Source organism: Streptomyces sp. NPDC107562, from assembly GCF_055657325.1.
In genome coordinates this window covers 952,794-968,844 of sequence record NZ_JBVKBE010000001.1, presented here as the reverse complement: position 1 = coordinate 968,844, position 16,051 = coordinate 952,794, and the positions used below count along the sequence as shown (strand labels likewise).

Genomic DNA, 16,051 nt, shown 5'->3' with positions numbered 1-16,051 from the left:
CCCCTCACCGGCCGCCCGGGAGGGCTCCGCGGCAAGGTATTCGAACACTTCCCAAGCACCCGACGGCGTCGTTAGCATGCCCACGCAGTGCTAGATCAACTATGCCCTGTCCAGCCGGTGTTCCTGGCGGCGGTGCGGTGCCGGCGGCGAACCACCGGACACCTGTGGGCGTTTTCCGGGGGGAGCTTGGGTTGATGTCGCCGATGTCCACACCGGCCGTGCACAAGAACGGCCAGGAGCCGGTCGCCCTCGCCGACCTCCCCGGGACCCGCTGGCAGGTGTGGCGCGACGCCGTCCTGCGCTCCACCGGATTCCCCGCAGGGGGCCTGCGTGTCTTCGCCTCGGCCGCCGCCGCCTCGGCCGCCGAGGCTCGTCTCGCCGGGGACATCGACGACGTGGGCTACCGCGCGGCCTTCGCGGAGGCCGCCGGGGTCGTCGGCGCGCAGCTGTACGAGGTGGCGGGCGACCCCCTGTTCCGCGAGGCGATCACCTGGCAGAACCCCGATGTACTGGCGTTCCTGGACGGGTTGCGCGCGGCCGGTCCCGACGCCCCGCCGGACCGCAAGACCCGTCGCCGGCAGGCGGTGGTGGCCCGGTACTGGCAGCGGTACTGTGCCAAGAACGACACGATCGGCTTCTTCGGCCCGGTGTGCTGGGTCCGGCTGACCGACGACGACACGGTGGTGGCGACCCGTCCGGGACCCGGCCTGGTGACGGGGCGGCAGGTGTACTTCGAGTGGTGGGCCCTGGCGGCGTTCGCGGACCGGCTGGCCTCGGATCCGCGCTTCCGGCCTCACCTGCCCGTGGCACTGCAACCCCACCTCTCCGTCCGGGCAGGGATGTTGCACCGGCCCGTGGAGCCGCCGGTGGAGCTCACTTCCGCCGAGGTGGCGCTGCTCGGCCTGCTGACCGGGCCGCGCCCGGCCGCCGGGCTGGTCGCCGAGCTTGTCGCGGACGGCGGCAACCCCATCCGGCGCGGCGCGGACGGGTTCGTGCTGCTGGAGCGACTCACCGAGCGCGGTGTGCTGCGCTGGGGCATCGACCTGCCGCTGAACCTCTCCGCCGAAGCGGCCCTGCGCGGGGCGCTCGACGCGATCGGCGATCCGGTAGCCCGCGCGTCCGCACGCGAGGAGTTCGGCCAACTGGACGCCGCCCGCTCCGCGGTGGCCGCCGCGGCCGGCGATCCGGCCGCCCTGCGTGCCGCGACGCTCCAGCTGGATCAGGTGTTCACCGAGCTGACCGGACGCGACAGCCGTCGCAGAGCGGGACAGACGTACGCCGGGCGCACGCTGTGCCACGAGGACGCCGTACGCGACCTGGAGCTGTCGTTCGGCCGGCCGCTGCTGGAGGAGTTGGCACCGGCGCTCGACGTGCTGCTCACGGCCGCGCGCTGGCTCAGCCACACCCTGGCGTCGGCGTACCGTCAGGCGTTGCGGGAGGTGTACGCCGACCTGTGCGCCGACCTCGGCGCCGGGGAGGTGCCGTTGGGCGATCTGCGCTATCTGGCGCACGGCTTGTTCTTCGGTGCCGGCCGGCGGCCGGTCGACGACGTCGTGGCCGCCTTCGCCGACCGGTGGGCCCAGTTGACGGGCGGGACGGAACGCGCACCGGGTACCCGCCGGGTGCGGCTGCGCTCGACGGAACTCGTCGACCTGTCCGCCGAGTTGTTCGACGCGCCGGGGCCCGGCTGGTCCACCGCCCGCATCCACAGCCCGGATCTGCAGATCGCCGCACCCAGTCCGGAGAGACTGGCCGCGGGCGACTACACGGTGGTGCTGGGCGAGCTGCACGCGGCGTATCTGACGCTGTGCACCGGTGTGTTCAGCTGGGCGCACCCCCGGCCGGGCGCCCTGCGGTCCGCGATCGACCGGGATCTCGGCACGGACCGGGTGCAGCTGCTGCTGCCGGAGGACTTCCCGAGGATGACCGCCCGGGTCGCCGACCTTTTGTGGTCGCGGGACAACTGGCAGCTCGGCTTCGCGCCGGCGCCGGGCGCCGAGCACTCCCGGCTGCTCCCGGTCACCGCGTTGACGGTGACCGAGCGGGACGGCGACCTGGTGGCGCGGCACGCCGACGGGCAGGAGTGGCCGCTGCTGGAGGTGTTCGCCGACTTCCTGTCGATGCACACGGCGGACGCGTTCAAACTGGTCTCTGCCGGCCCGCACACCCCCCGGGTGACGATCGACCGACTGGTCGTGGAGCGTGAGACCTGGCGCAGCACGGTCGGGGCGACCGGCCTGGCCACGGCCAAGGGCTATGCCGAGCGGTATCTCGCGGCCCGGCGCTGGGCGGCGGAACTGGGTCTGCCGGACCGGGTGTTCATCCGCCTCGGCACCGAACTCAAGCCCACATACACGGATCTGACCAGCCCGCCGCTGGTGTACTCACTCGCGTCCATGGTGCGCCGCGCAGGTCTGGACGCGGGGCCCGACGTCGAGGTGGTGGTCACCGAGGTGCTGCCGCTCCCCGAGGACACCTGGGTACCGGATGCCGACGGCCGCACCTACTACTCGGAGTTGCGCGTGCAGATCCGCGATCCGCTCGTTCCGCCGCACGCCGCCGGGAGCGCCGATGACTGAGGCCGTGCGCGAGGACTGGGGCAGAGGAGAGTCGCTGGCGCCGGCCGCGCCGACCGTGGCGCACGCCGTGCTCGCGGCGGCTCGTCGGTACTCCGACGGGATCGCGGTACGGCAGGGCCGCCGTGCGGTGACCTACGCCGAACTCGTCGCCTCGGCCGGTGAACTCGCCCGGAGCCTGCGGGAACTCGGCGTCTGTCCCGAGACCACGGTAGGCGTGTGCGGCCGGCGCCGGCCGGACACGATCGCGGCGATGCTGGGCGTCATGCTCGCGGGCGGCGCCTATGTGCCGCTGGACCCGACACACCCCCGTGACCGGCTTCTGGCCGTTCTCGACGACGCCGGTGCGGAGTTGGTGGTCGTCGACGCCGAGGGCCGTGCGCTGCTCGCCGACGCGGCGCCGGATCGGCTGTTCGTGACCGCGCCGGCCGGGGGCCCCGCCTCCTCGGACAACCCGGCCCTGGAGGCCCTGTCCCCGGACAACCCGGCGTACGTGATGTACACCTCCGGTTCGACCGGCGCCCCGAAGGGCGTGGTCGTCACCCATCGCAGCGTGACGGCATTCCTGACGGCTTCCGCCCATCGATTCGGGATCGGAGCCGACACCGTCGCCCTGGCCACCGCGTCGTTCGGCTTCGACGTGAGCGTGCTGGAGGTCTTCACCACGCTGGCCGCCGGTGGCACCGTCGCCCTGGTGCCGGAGGCCGACCGCCGTTCACCTGAGCGGCTCGGCAGCTTCGCCGCCGCCCACAAGGTCACCTGGGCCAGTCCGCCGGTGTCGATGCTGCCCTTCCTGGACCCGGCCGGTTTCGCCGCACTGCGGGTGCTCGTGGCCACCGCCGAACCGGTGGCACCCGATCAGGTGCTGCGGTGGGCGGGCACCGCCGAGGCGCCGAGGTTGCGCTTCATCAACGCTTACGGCCCGACGGAGACGACGGTCGAGGCCACCGCCCACGACGCCGTCGGCGAGTGGACCCGGCCGGTCCCGATGGGCCGCCCGCTGCCGAACCTGCGCGCGTACGTGGTGGACGCGGCGCTGCGCCCGGTGCCCGTCGGCGTGCCGGGCGAGCTGCTGGTCGGAGGCACGGGGCTGGCCCGCGGGTACCTCGGACAACCAGCGCTGACCGCGCAGCGGTTCGTCGCCGACCCCTTCGACGGGTCGGGCGGACGGCTGTACCGCACCGGCGACCTGGCGGTCTGGGAGCCCGACGGAGCCCTGCGCTACCTCGGCCGTGTCGACCGGCAGCTCAAGGTCCGCGGTCACCGCATGGAGCCCGGGGAGGTGGAGGCGGCCCTGACGCTCCACCCCGAGGTCCGCCAGGCGGTCGTCGATCTGGTCCCGACCGCCGCGGAACCCCTGCTGACGGCCTTCCTCACCCCCGCGCGGACGCCGTCGGACGCGGCCCTGCGCGAGCACTGCGCCCGGCTGCTGCCGCCCGCCATGGTGCCCTCGCGTTTCGTCCGGCTCGACGCGCTGCCGCGCAACGCGTCCGGCAAGACCGACCGGGCGGCGCTGCACGCGCTGGCGTCGTCACCGACCGCGGAACCCGGTGACGCATGGCAGCCGGACAGCGAGGAGGCCGCCGTGGTCGCCCGGGCCTGGTCCGACGTGCTGGGAGTGCCGGTGCGCTCCGGCGACGACACCTTCTTCGACGCCGGCGGCCACTCCCTCGGTGCGATGCGGCTGGTCGCCCGGCTGCGGGCCGACATGGACCGGGACGTACGGATCGAGGACGTCCTGCGCGGCCGTACGGTCGACGGCATCGCCGCCGCTCTGGCCGCCGCCGCGCCCGCCGGACCGGAACTGACCCGCGGCAACCCGCCGGAGCTGTCGGCGGCACAGCGGCGGCTGTGGTTCCTCGACCAGCTCACGACGGACAGCGGCGCCTACAACATCGCGCTGGCGCAACGGCTGCGGGGCCCGCTGGACGCTGCGGCGCTGCGGTCCGCGCTGGCCGAGGTCGCCCGGCGGCACGAGGTGCTGCGCTGGCGGATACCGACCGTCGACGGCGCGCCGACCGTGGTGATCGACCCTCCCGCCGACATGCCCCTGCCGATCACCGATCTGACGACGCTGCCGCCGGGGGAGCGGGCCGGCGCCCTGGCCGCGCGGCTCGCGCTGGCCGCCGAGGACCGCTTCGACCTGGCCGCCGACCGGTTGTGGCGGGCCCTCCTGCTCCGGGTCGGCGACGACGAGCACGTCCTCGCGGTCACCGCCCACCACGCGGTCTTCGACGGCTGGTCGCAGGGACTCTTCCTGCACGACCTGGGGACGGCGTACGCGCGCCGTGCGGCGCCCCTGCCACCGGCGGCGGCGTCGTTCGCCGACTACGTGGCCTGGCGCTCCGACCGGGCGAGCCGCCGCGCCGACACCGACCTGGGCTGGTGGCTGAGGCACCTCGACGGCGTGCCGCCGGTTCTGGAACTGCCCGGTGACCACCCCCGCCCGGCCGAGCAGACCTTCCGGGGCGGCCGTGTGGAGACTGCCCTCGGGGCCGCGACCACCGCGGCGGTGCACGCGCTGGCGCGGGACTGCGGGGCGACGCCGTCGGCGGTGCTGCTGGCTGTGCTCGGCCAGCTCGCGGGACGGCTCGCCGGGCGCGACGACCTGGTCATCGGCACGCCCGCGGTGGACCGTCGGCACCCCGCGTTCCTGGATCTCGTGGGCTTCTTCATCGAGGTGGTGCCGCTGCGGCTGCGCCCGGCCGCCGGGCGGAGCTTCCGGACGCAGGTGCGCGACACCCGCGACGAACTGCTCGACGCCCTGGCCCATCCCGAGGCGCCCGTCGAGCGTCTGGTGGAGGCGCTGCGCCTGCCCCGCGACGCCTCCCGCCAGCCACTGGTCCAGGTGCTGTTCAACGCCTACAACTTCCCGCAGCCGCGACTCGAGATGCCCGGACTGGACGTCACGGCGGAGCCCGTCCCGGCACCCGGGGCCCCGTTCGACCTTACGCTGTACGCCGCGGAGGCCGACGGCGGCTACCGAATCGAACTCGTCCACAACACGGATCGCTTCACGACCGCCCGTGCGGAACAACTCCTCGCCGCCTACGTACACCTGCTGAATGGTTTCCTCGAATCTCCGGACCGCCCGGCCGGGGAGATCGACCTCGACCCGTACGCCGAACTGTTCGAGGGCACCACCGCCGGGCCCGCGCCGTCCGCGCCACCGGCCCTCCTGGCCCCCCCTGTCCCCGACGGCGGCACCGAGGCTGCCGTCCTGGCAGTCTGGCGGCAGGTCCTGGAGCGCGACGACATCAAGGTGACCGACAACTTCTTCGATGCCGCGGGAACGTCGCTGCTGCTGGTCACCGTGCGGCAGCGACTGGAAGACGTGCTCGGCCGGCAGCTGCGGGTCGTGGACCTGTTCCACCACCCCAGTGTCCGTGCGCTCGCCGCCCATCTCGACGGTGCCGCACAGGCGTCCGGCGCGGACCGCGGCACCGACCGAGGCCTCGCGCGCCGCCGCCGGGCCCCCGGCCGCGCGGCCCGGCGGCGCGGGCCCCTCTGAACAGCACCGCCCCGCGCGGCACGGCGGCGCGGGCCCCGCTCAGCAGCACCGCCCCGCTTCCGGACTCGGAGAGGCAACAATGACGACCCCGCAGGACATCCCCGGCGGCGAAGGCGACGTCGAACCGATCGCGATCGTGGGAATGGCGTGCCGCCTCCCCGGTGCGGCCGACGTCGAGACGCTGTGGCGCAACCTCGTCGACGGCGTCGTGTCGACCCGTACCGTGCCGCGCACCGAACTGCTCGCCGCGGGGGTGCCCGCCGCGGAGATCGACGACCCGTCCTACGTGCCGGTGGTGTCGTCCCTGGACCACCCCGAGTCCTTCGACTACGGCTACTTCGGGATGACACGCCGTGAGGCGGAGCTGGCCGATCCCCAGATCCGTCTCTTCCTGGAGCTGGCGAACACCGCGCTCCAGCACGGGGGTTACGACCCGGCGCGCTTCGACGGGGACATCGGTGTCTACGGCGGGGTCGGGCCCACCCGGTACTACTGGCGGCACCTGGGCGCCAACCGGGCAGTGACCGACGCCCTGGACGGCTCGATGGCCCTGTCCAACGCCAACCTGGCGGACTACGTCACGACCACCACCTCGTACCACCTCGACCTGCGCGGTCCGAGCATCAGTGTGCACACGGCGTGCTCCACCTCGCTGGTCGCCGTGCACACGGCCTGCGAGTCGCTGCGCGGCGGGGAATGCGATCTGGCCCTGGCCGGCGGCGCGTCCATCGAACTGCCGCTCAACCACGGCTATCTGCAGACCGACGGCGGGGTGGAGTCCGCCGACGGCCGCTGCCGCCCGTTCGACGCCGGCGCGACGGGCACGGTGTGGGCCTCCGGCGGCGCCATGGTGCTGCTGAAGCGGCTGTCCGACGCCCTGGCCGACGGCGATCACGTGCACGCGGTGATCCGCGGCAGCGCGGTCAACAACGACGGCGCCGGCAAGGTGGGCTTCACCGCGCCCAGTGTGGAAGGACAGGCCGCCGTGGTGTCGACGGCCCTGTCCGTGGCCGGCGTCGATCCCCGGACGGTGGGCTATGTCGAGGCGCACGGCACGGCCACGAACCTCGGCGACCCGATCGAGGTCCGGGCGCTGTCACAGGCGTACGGCCGACAGAGCGCCGACCGGGGCTGGTGCGGTCTGAGCTCGCTCAAGTCCAACATGGGCCACCTGAGTCAGGCCGCCGGGGCCGCCGGACTGATCAAGGCGGCACTGGCCCTGCGCCACGGGATGATCCCGCCCAGCGTCGGCTACAAGTCGCCCAACCCCGCCATCGACTTCGACACCAGCCCGTTCTACGTCAACGCCACGCTGGCCAAATGGGACACCGACGGCACCCCGCGCCGGGCCGGCGTCAGCTCGTTCGGCATCGGCGGCACCAACGCGCACGTCCTCCTCGAGGAGGCGCCGAGCCCGGCGAGCACCCCGTCGGAGCGGCCCGCGCACCTGCTGCAACTGTCCGCGCGCACCCCCGAGGCCCTGGCAACGGCGGTGGACGAACTCGCCGCGCACCTGGAGGGGCGGCCCGAACTTCCCGTCTCCGACGTGGCGCACACCCTGCGGGTCGGCCGTCGCGCACACCGGCACCGTACGGCGGTCGTCGCCGCCGACAGCACAGCGGCCGTGGCCGCGCTCAGGGCGGGCAAGCGCCGGCCTGCCGGCGAGGCCGCACCGGATCGCCCCCGGCTGGCCTGGCTCTTCTCCGGCCAGGGCGCCCAGTACGCGGGGATGGGCGCTGCGCTCTACCGCACCGAGCCGGTCTTCCGGGATGCCGTCGACACCTGTGCCGAACTCCTCGCCCCGGAGCTGGGCCTGGACCTGAGAACGCTGCTGTTCGCCGACGGCAACGGCCCGGACACCGAGGCCGCGCAGGCCGAACGGGACGCCGCCGACGAGCAGTTGCGGCGCACCGTTTACACCCAGCCGGCGCTGTTCGCAGTGGAGTACGCGCTGGCGGTGCTCTGGCGCTCGTGGGGCCACTCCCCCGACGCGATGATCGGGCATTCCATCGGTGAGTACGTCGCCGCCACGCTCGCCGGAGTGTTCGCACTCCCTGACGCGCTGCGCCTGGTGGCGCTGCGCGGACGGCTGATGGACGCGCTGCCGGCCGGGGCGATGCTCGCCGTGCAGCGGGCGGCCGAGCAGGTGGTGCCGCGGCTGCCCGAGGGGCTATCGGTGGCCACCGTCAACGGGCCGGGCGTGTGCGTGGTGGCCGGCCCGGCGGCCGCCGTAGCGGACTTCGCCGCGCGGTTGGAGGCCGACGGCGTCCGTAGTCGCGAGCTGCGCACCTCGCACGCCTTCCACTCGGCGATGATGGAGCCGATCCTCACCGAGTTCACCGCCGCCGTGGCCGCGGTGCCACGGCAGGCGCCACGGCTGCCCTTCCTGTCCGACGTGACGGGCACATGGTTCACCGCGGAGGACGCCACGGACCCGGCGTACTGGGCGCGTCACCTGCGCGACACCGTCCGCTTCGGGGACTGTGTCGGCACCCTGCTGGCCGACGGCGAGTGGGCGTTCGTGGAGTGCGGCCCGGGCCGCCAGCTCGCCGGACTGGTGCGGATGCAGACCGGCCGCGACGCGCTCGTCCTGCCCAGCCTGCCCGGACCGACCGAGCCCGCAGACGACCCGACCGTCTGCTACACCGCCGCGGGCACGCTGTGGACCCGCGGATTCCCGCTGGACCCCGAGGCGTTCGGGCAGCAGGCGGCCCGGGTGCCGCTGCCGGCCTACCCGTACGAGAGGGTCCGCTGCTGGATCGAGCCGGATCCGCCGGCCCCCGCGGCCGCGCGGGCGGACGACGCCACCGACGCGGAGGCCGACGACCTGATCCCTGCCGATCCGGCGGACTGGTTCCAGGTACCCGTGTGGCGGCAGCTTGCCCCGACCCCTGCGGCCCGGCCGGCCCCCGTCTGCGTGCTCTTCGACACCGAGGACGGAGCGAACGGCCTGTTCGCCGCGCTGACCCGGGCCGGGACCGCCGTGACCCGGGTGCGCACGGGCACCGGCCACACCCGCGACGGAGTCGGCGACCACACCGTGCGTCCCGCCGAGCCGGACGACTATCTCGCCCTGGTGCGGGCCCTGCTGGCCGACGGCGTCCTCACCGAGGGCGTACGGATCGTCCACGCCTGGTCGGTTGCACCCGGGAGCGGTGAGGACCGCGTCGCGGCCGCGTGGTCGGCCCAGGAGCACGGCTACCTCAGCCTCGTCTGTCTGGCCCGCGCCCTGGCCGCCGAGGCCGCCGACGTCCCCCTGCACCTCGATGTGGTCACCGCCGGGGTGCACGACGTCGTCGGGGGCGACGGGCGGCGCCCCGAGCACGCGACCGTGGCCGGAGCGATGCTGGCCGTCAACCGGGAGCTGCCCGCCGTCACCGCCCGCCATCTCGACCTCGACGCCAGACAGACCGGTTCCGAGCCGGCCGCCGACCGGTCGGTCGCCGCGCTGTGGCGCGACCCCGGCCACGACCGGGACCGGCCCCTGGCATTGCGCGGCGGACGGCTGTGGGTGCGCGGCTTCGACCGGGTGCCGCTGCCGGACGCCGCCAACGGCCCGTGGCGCACCGGCGGCGTCTACCTGATCACCGGTGGCTACGACGGACTGGGACTGGCCGTGGCGGAGGACCTGGCCCGCCGCTTCCAGGCACGGCTGGTGCTGCTGGGCCGCTCCGGACTGCCGCCGCGGGACCGGTGGTCCGCCCTGCGGGGCACCTCGGGCCGCGCCGGCACCGCAGTCGCCGCCGTGGAGCGGATGGAGGCCGCGGGCGGCGAGGTGCTGCCGGTGGCCGCCGACGTGTGCGACCCGGCCGCCCTGCGCAGGGTCCGCGAGGAACTCCTGGCACGGTTCGGGCGGCTGGACGGCATCGTGCACTCGGCGGGCCTGCCGGGCGACGGCATGCTCGAGGTCAAGGCGCTCGACGCCGCTCGCGCGGTGCTCGCCCCGAAGCTGGCCGGAACGCTGGCACTGCAGGACGCGTTCGGCGACCTGCCCCTGGACACGGTGGTGCTGTTCTCCTCGGTGTCGTCGGTGGTCGGCGGTATCGGCGACACGGACTACACCGGAGCCAACGCCTTCCTGGACGCCTATGCCGCCTCGGAGCACGGCTGGCCGACCCGAGTGCTGTCACTGGGCTGGGGCGCCTGGGGGCGGATCGGGATGGCCGCCCGCTCCACCGACCGCGACATCCTGGGACGGCTCGGTGCCTCCGGAGGTACGACCGCACCCGCGGCGGAGGCCGGCCGCAGCGGCGTGATACCGATCGCCCACCCGGTGCTGACCGAGCTGGTGCCGGCGTCCGGCGGCGCCCCCGCGTACTGCCGTGGCACCGTCTCGGCCGGACAGCACTGGCTGCTCGACGAGCACCGCATCGGCGGGGTGCCCGTGATGCCCGGCACCGGCCAGCTCGAACTCGTCCGCGCGGCCGTCGTGGCCGGGTGGCCCGCACCCGACGGAGTGAGCGAACTGGAGCTGTCCGACGTCGCGTTCACGGAACCGATCGCGGTCGCCGACGGCACGCGGACGGAGGTCCGCGTCACGCTGCTCCCGGACGGCGACGGGGTGGAGTTCACCGTGTCCAGCGGGCACGGCGACCTCGTGCGCACCCACACCGGCGGCCATGCCGTGTGGGTCCGGCCGGACAGCACCGCACCGCTCGACCTGGCGGCGGTCCGCGGGCGGTGCGCCGAGTCCCCGGCGGAGGCCGAGCGCTTCCACCAGCAGCTCGACGGCAACCCGTTCCTGGCCTTCGGGCCGCGCTGGCGCTGCCTCGGCGAGGCGTGGATCGGCACGGACGAGGAACTCGTCCGCCTGGTCCCGGCCGAGGCGGACGGCGCCGAGTGGCCGCTGCATCCCGCACTGCTGGATGTGGCGACCATGCCGGTCGGGCCGGGGGGCGGCGGTACCCGGCTGCCGATCGGCTACGGCCGGGTTCGCCTCCACGCCCCGCTCGACTCGGCGGTGTGGGTGCACCGGTGGCGCGACGGCGCGCACGAGGACGCCGCGGCGGTCGTCTCCTGGGACTTCGTCGTCACCGATGACGGTGGACGGCCGCTCGTCACGGTCGCCGACTTCGTACTGCGCGCCGTCGATCCGGCCGCGATCCGAGCGGCGGTCGCCACGACGCCGGAGACTGCCCCGGACACCGGGCCCGCGGACCCCTGGGCGATCATGCCGGCCGACGGTCTGGACGCCCTGCACCGGGTGGTGGCCGCGGCGCCGGCGGCACACGTGCTGATCACCCCGGGCCGGTACGACGCAATGCTGCGGGGCAGTGCCGAACGCGCCCGGCGGGCCCTGGCCGTGCTGCGCGGTGAGACCCTCGAACCGGTCGCCGCCGGACCGTCCGACCCGGGCGCGTCCGGCGGCGACGACCTGGTGTCCACCGTCAGCCGGGTCTGGTCGGCGGTGCTCGGCGAGGAGGACATCGCGGAGGACGACGACTTCTTCGAGCTGGGCGGGAACTCGCTCGTCGCCGTGCAACTCGTCGCACAGATCCGCAAGGCCACCGGTGTACGGCTGCCGATGCGGACGCTGTTCGACGCCCCCACGGTCGCGAGCATGGCCGCACGCATCGTCGAACTGCGGGCCGCGCAGCCGGAGTCGGCGACCGCGCCGCCCGCGCCGCAGGCGACGACGATTCCGGTCCTGCCGCGCCCGCGAACGAGCTGAGGGAGGCCGGGCCGACGGTCAGGGCCGGCCGGGCGGCTCCGGATCGATGATCTGGAGCCGCAGCTCGGAGGAGTACCGTCGGCCCTGCCCGTCGGCCAGCCAGGCGTGCTCGGCCGTGGGCAGCGCCTCGGTGACGATCACCTCCACGTCGTCGCCCCCCTTGGCGCGGGCTCCGCGCAGCATGGTGCAGAGCAGCCGCACGTACACCGGGCTGGTGAAGTCGACGAACTGCGGCTTGATGTCGGTCGCGACCCGGACGTAGACCTGCTCGGGCATGTCCTCGGCCCGCCGCCAGCGGCGGGCCGACACGAACCGCTGTTGCTCGCCGGTGACGTCGGCCAGCCCGCCGGCGCCGATCGTGGACTTCCAGGTGCGGCGGACGAGCACGAGGTCGTCCACCGTGATCCGGGGCGTGTGCCCGTCGGCGCCGGCCAGCTTCCAGGTGTCGAACGTCTGCAGCCCCAGCATGTTCGCGAACACCTCGAGGATCGGCCACCGCCGGCCGTCCTCCGCCCGTGCGACGAGCCCGTCCGGCGTGTCGGTGACGGTCAGGGCGGTGACCGGTACGAGCCGGTCGGGGTCCGCTCCCGGGGCCGGGACGAAGCCCAGTTCCACGTCGTGCGGCCCGTGCATCCAGTAAGCGTTGCGGGAGCAGTGGCGTGGCCAGTCGTGCGGCAGCAGCAGCCGGATCCGGCTGTCCGGCAGATCGGCGGCGAGGGCCTCGCGCAGCACCTGCGGCGCGGGGTGCCCCAGCGCGAAGAACTGCGTGTCGAACGCGGCGGAGGCGATGTGCAGTTCACCGAGCACGAGGGTGTAGTCGCCGCGGGCGAGCGCCTCGGCGTCGGTGGCGCACAAGTGGACGTCCGGGCTGTGCACCCGTGCCTCGGACCAGCCCGGCCGTTCGGCGGGGAACGCCTCGGCGACCCGGGCGCCGAGTTCCTCGGCGGTGAAGCGCAGTTCTGCGGTACCGGGGCGGACGTCCTCCAGGCCGAGGACGGCCGTCCACCGGCGCAGGAAGTCGGCGACCACCGGGTCGGCGGGCCGCTCGTCGCCGAAGACCAGCGCCTGCGCCATGAACCACAACTCCCGCAGCGGCACCTCCGCTGCCCCGGCGTCGGCGGCCAGTTCGCCGTACAGCTCGGTCAGCGCCGACGTGTAGGCCGCCGCGATCCGGGCCGACAGCCAGCGCGCCGACTGGAGCAGCGGCGCCAGACCGGCCAGCCGGGCCAGCACGTCCCCGCCGACGGTGACGTCCAGGTCACGCACGGCGTCCAGATGGCAGAGCGTACGGCCGGCGTATGTCTCGCCGGGCCGCCGCCGGGAGTCCCGGCCGGTGATCCGGGTGAAGGTGTCCTCCAACGCGGCCATGGCGTCGCTGAGTTCGTCCGGTCCGTCGGCGGCGGCCACCGCGTCCCGGGCGTCGCACAGGCGGTCCATCGTCGCCAGCGCCCACTCCCGGGCCTCCGCGTCACCGATGCCGTCCAGCCCCTCGCGCAGCAGCAGTTCGGCGCCGAGGTCCATCGGCAGGTCGAAGCCGAGCCGCAGGACTCCGGCGGCGGCGAGCTCGTCGAGCTGGGCGTACACGTCGGCCGTGCGGCGGTAGGTGCCGTCCGCGGTCAGCCCTGCCGCCAGTTCGCCCGCCCGCAGGCGACCGTCGCAGCGGGCGACCAGCTCGGCGGCGCCGGACGGCAGGTCCTGCGCGGGCCGGTTCGGCCACTCCAGCCGGTGTCCGTCGAGCCGCAGCTGCGGTTGCCGGGCCACGGGCAGCCAGGGACGCAGCCGTCCGTCGTTCGCGAGGTGCGCCGCCAGCGCGTCGAGCGCCCACCACTCGAAGTGCACGGCCGTGTCCCGGACGAGCGCGGGCCCGTGCCGCACCTCCAGTCGCGGGCCGCCGTTGTCCACGGTCGACCAGCTCATGGGACCGAAGAAGCCGATGGTGTCGTTCTTGGTGCAGTACCGCTGCCAGTACTTGGCGACGATCTCCTCGCGGCGCCGGCGGCGTTCGTTGCGCCGCGCGGTGGGCCCATCGCGCAGCACCCCGGCCACGGAGCTGAGCGCTCCGGGGTTCTGCCAGGTGACCGCCTGGCGGAACAGCGGATCGGCGCAGACGTCGTGGACGGCATGGCCCAGCTGGATCATCGCGTCGGCGAACGCGGCGTCGACCCCGACGCCGTCATCGGCGTCGTCCAGGTGCCGGTCCACGGTCCGGGCCAGCTCCGGAGCGCAGAACGCGGCGACGCCGTCGGCCGGGAAACCGGCGGAGCGCACCAGGGTGTGCCGCCAGACACCCCAGGAGGTGCCGGGCAGGGGGACGAGGTGGTCGGACACGATGGTCACCGGCTCCTGATCAGTGGATGCTGCGGGTGAAACGACGTACGGCCCAGGCGGCCGACATACTGCCTACGACGACCACGATCACCAGGGCCCGGATGACCGAGGGGTCGCTGTAGGTGCCGGCGAACACCGCCCGGGAGGCGACGACAGCGTGCTGAACCGGGTTGAACTCGGAGACCAGACGCAGCCAGTCGGGCGCGTAGGCCACCGGGATGAGGATGCCGGACGTCAGCATCAGGGGCAGGTTGATGATGTTGGCCAGGGCCGCGAGGGACATCTCGGAGCGCACGACCGTCGCCAGCGCGTACGACAGCGAGGTGGCCGCCAGCGCCACGAACGCCATCAGCACGAACGTCAGCAGCAGCGGTCCGGCCCGCAGCGGGAAGCCGAACGGCACGGCGAGGGCCACCAGGACCGAGGCCTGGACGAGCAGCATGAAGACGTCCCGTGCGCACCGGCCCAGCAGCAGCGCCGTCCGGCTGACCGGCGTGACCCGCATCCTCTCCAGCAGTCCCGCGTGGATCTCGCTGACCAGGCCCACGCCGGCGAAGATCGTGCCGAACACGGCGATCTCCACCAGGAGTCCGGGCAGGAACACCGCATAGGAGTCGTCGCGGGACATGCCGAGCGAACGCTCCCACAGCGGCCCGAAGAGCACCACGAAGTACACGGGCGGAGCCAGCGCGACCAGCACCATGAACGGTTCGCGCAGGCTCAGCCGCAGAGACCGGGTGAAGACGATCCAGATCTCCCGCGCCAAGGTGATCACGTCGGGCCTTCCTCTTCGGCCAGGGAGCGCCCGGTGTGCGCCATGAAGACGTCGTCGAGGCTGGGCTGGTGCAGTTCGATGGCGACCGGTCTGGTGCCGGCCTCGTGCAGCGCGCCGAGCAGCCCCGGAATCGCCGTGGTGCCGTCGGGTACCCGCAGCCGGAGCCGCTGCCGCACGGCGTCGGCCGGCTGCGGTCCCGCTTCCCGCGCCAGCACCGCGGCGGCGGTCGCCGCGTCGGTCCCGTCGGCGAACGTCAGGGTCACCACGTCGCCGCCGACGGCCCGCTTCAGTTCGGCGGGCGAGCCGACCGCGACGACGGTCCCGTGGTCCATGACGGCGACCCGGTCGCACAGCGCGTCGGCCTCGTCCAGGTAGTGCGTGGTGAGGAAGATCGTGGTGCCGGCGGCCCGCTGCCGGCGCACCTCCCGCCACAGGTCGCTGCGGCTCGCCGGATCGAGTCCTGTGGTCGGCTCGTCGAGGAACAGCAGCACCGGTTCGTGCACGACGCCCAGGGCGATGTCCACCCGCCGCCGCTGACCGCCGGAGTAGGTGCCACACTGCCGGTCCGCGAAATCCGCCATGCCGAGCGTGTCGACGACCTCGGCCGCGCGGCGCGTGGCAGCCGCTTTCGACATGCCGTGCAGTCGCCCCTGCATGACCAGTTCCTCACGGGCCGTGACGAGCCGCCAGGTGGCGGGGCCCTGGGCCACGTAACCTATCCGCCGGCGGACCTTGCGCGGGTGCCGGCGCAGGTCGGCGCCCGCCACCGTGGCCTCGCCGCCGTCCGGTGGCAGCAGCGTGGTCAGCATGCGCATCAGGGTCGACTTGCCTGCGCCGTTCGGGCCCAGGAAGCCGAATATCTCCCCTTCGGCGACGTCCAGGTCGAGATCGCGCACCGCCGGAACGCCGACCTTACGGTCGCGGTAGGTCTTGCGCAGTCCACGGGCCTCGATCACGACGTAGGCCCGGCATCCTCCATCGACCGCACCAGGCTCAGAGGCCGCATGTCCGTCCAGTGCCTCTCGACGTGGTCCAGGCAGGCCTGGCGGCTGTCCTCCGGGTGCGCCACCGTCCAGCCCGCGGGCACCTCGGCGAACGAGGGCCACAGCGAGTGCTGGCCCTCGTCGTTCACCAGTACCAGGAAGCGGCCCTCGGCGTCGTCGAACGGATTGGTCATGGTGTTCTGCTCC

Annotated in this window: 7 protein-coding genes; 3 read left to right on the top strand and 4 right to left on the bottom strand. The window is 74.0% G+C overall.

Features of this window, described 5'->3' with window-relative positions; genetic code table 11:
* The first annotated feature begins 203 nt into the window (after window positions 1-203).
* The 3 genes from ACZ7LV_RS04285 (at window position 204) to ACZ7LV_RS04275 (ending at window position 11,758) form a co-directional block, all read left to right on the top strand.
* Complete coding sequence (locus tag ACZ7LV_RS04285; protein WP_471935519.1) at window positions 204-2,579, top strand: lantibiotic dehydratase; 2,376 nt, start codon at window positions 204-206, stop codon at window positions 2,577-2,579.
* A complete protein-coding gene (locus ACZ7LV_RS04280) occupies window positions 2,572-6,087 on the top strand; it encodes an acyl carrier protein (RefSeq protein WP_471935516.1) in 3,516 nt (1,171 codons plus the stop codon). Before ACZ7LV_RS04285 ends, ACZ7LV_RS04280 begins: the two co-directional genes overlap by 8 nt.
* A 79-nt stretch (window positions 6,088-6,166) precedes the next feature.
* Window positions 6,167-11,758 (top strand): type I polyketide synthase, encoded by a 5,592-nt coding sequence (locus ACZ7LV_RS04275; RefSeq protein ID WP_471935513.1) that lies wholly within the window; start codon window positions 6,167-6,169, stop codon window positions 11,756-11,758.
* Between the two features lie 18 nt (window positions 11,759-11,776).
* Here the strand turns inward: ACZ7LV_RS04275 and ACZ7LV_RS04270 are convergent, their stop codons facing one another.
* The 4 genes from ACZ7LV_RS04270 to ACZ7LV_RS04255 are packed head-to-tail and all read right to left on the bottom strand — an operon-like array spanning window position 11,777 to window position 16,038.
* Window positions 11,777-14,095, bottom strand: a complete 2,319-nt coding sequence (locus tag ACZ7LV_RS04270) for a lantibiotic dehydratase (RefSeq protein ID WP_471935510.1) — start codon at window positions 14,093-14,095, stop codon at window positions 11,777-11,779.
* 10 nt (window positions 14,096-14,105) lie between these two features.
* Window positions 14,106-14,861, bottom strand: coding sequence for an ABC transporter permease (locus ACZ7LV_RS04265; RefSeq protein WP_471935508.1), 756 nt, complete (start codon window positions 14,859-14,861; stop codon window positions 14,106-14,108).
* Window positions 14,858-15,817 carry an ATP-binding cassette domain-containing protein gene (locus ACZ7LV_RS04260; RefSeq protein ID WP_471935506.1) on the bottom strand — a complete coding sequence of 320 codons (960 nt, stop codon included), beginning with the start codon at window positions 15,815-15,817 and terminating at the stop codon, window positions 14,858-14,860. Before ACZ7LV_RS04260 ends, ACZ7LV_RS04265 begins: the two co-directional genes overlap by 4 nt.
* Window positions 15,814-16,038 carry an MbtH family protein gene (locus ACZ7LV_RS04255; RefSeq protein ID WP_471935504.1) on the bottom strand — a complete coding sequence of 75 codons (225 nt, stop codon included), beginning with the start codon at window positions 16,036-16,038 and terminating at the stop codon, window positions 15,814-15,816. The genes ACZ7LV_RS04260 and ACZ7LV_RS04255 overlap by 4 nt, the downstream gene beginning before the upstream one ends.
* Window positions 16,039-16,051: the final 13 nt, after the last annotated feature.

Bases quoted from the DNA above. Each gene is read 5' to 3' on its own strand.
- ACZ7LV_RS04285 (WP_471935519.1), top strand. From the start codon at position 204: ATGTCCACACCGGCCGTGCACAAGAACGGCCAGGAGCCGGTCGCCCTC.
- ACZ7LV_RS04275 (WP_471935513.1), top strand. From the start codon at position 6,167: ATGACGACCCCGCAGGACATCCCCGGCGGCGAAGGCGACGTCGAACCG.
- ACZ7LV_RS04280 (WP_471935516.1), top strand. From the start codon at position 2,572: ATGACTGAGGCCGTGCGCGAGGACTGGGGCAGAGGAGAGTCGCTGGCG.
- ACZ7LV_RS04255 (WP_471935504.1), bottom strand. From the start codon at position 16,038: ATGACCAATCCGTTCGACGACGCCGAGGGCCGCTTCCTGGTACTGGTG.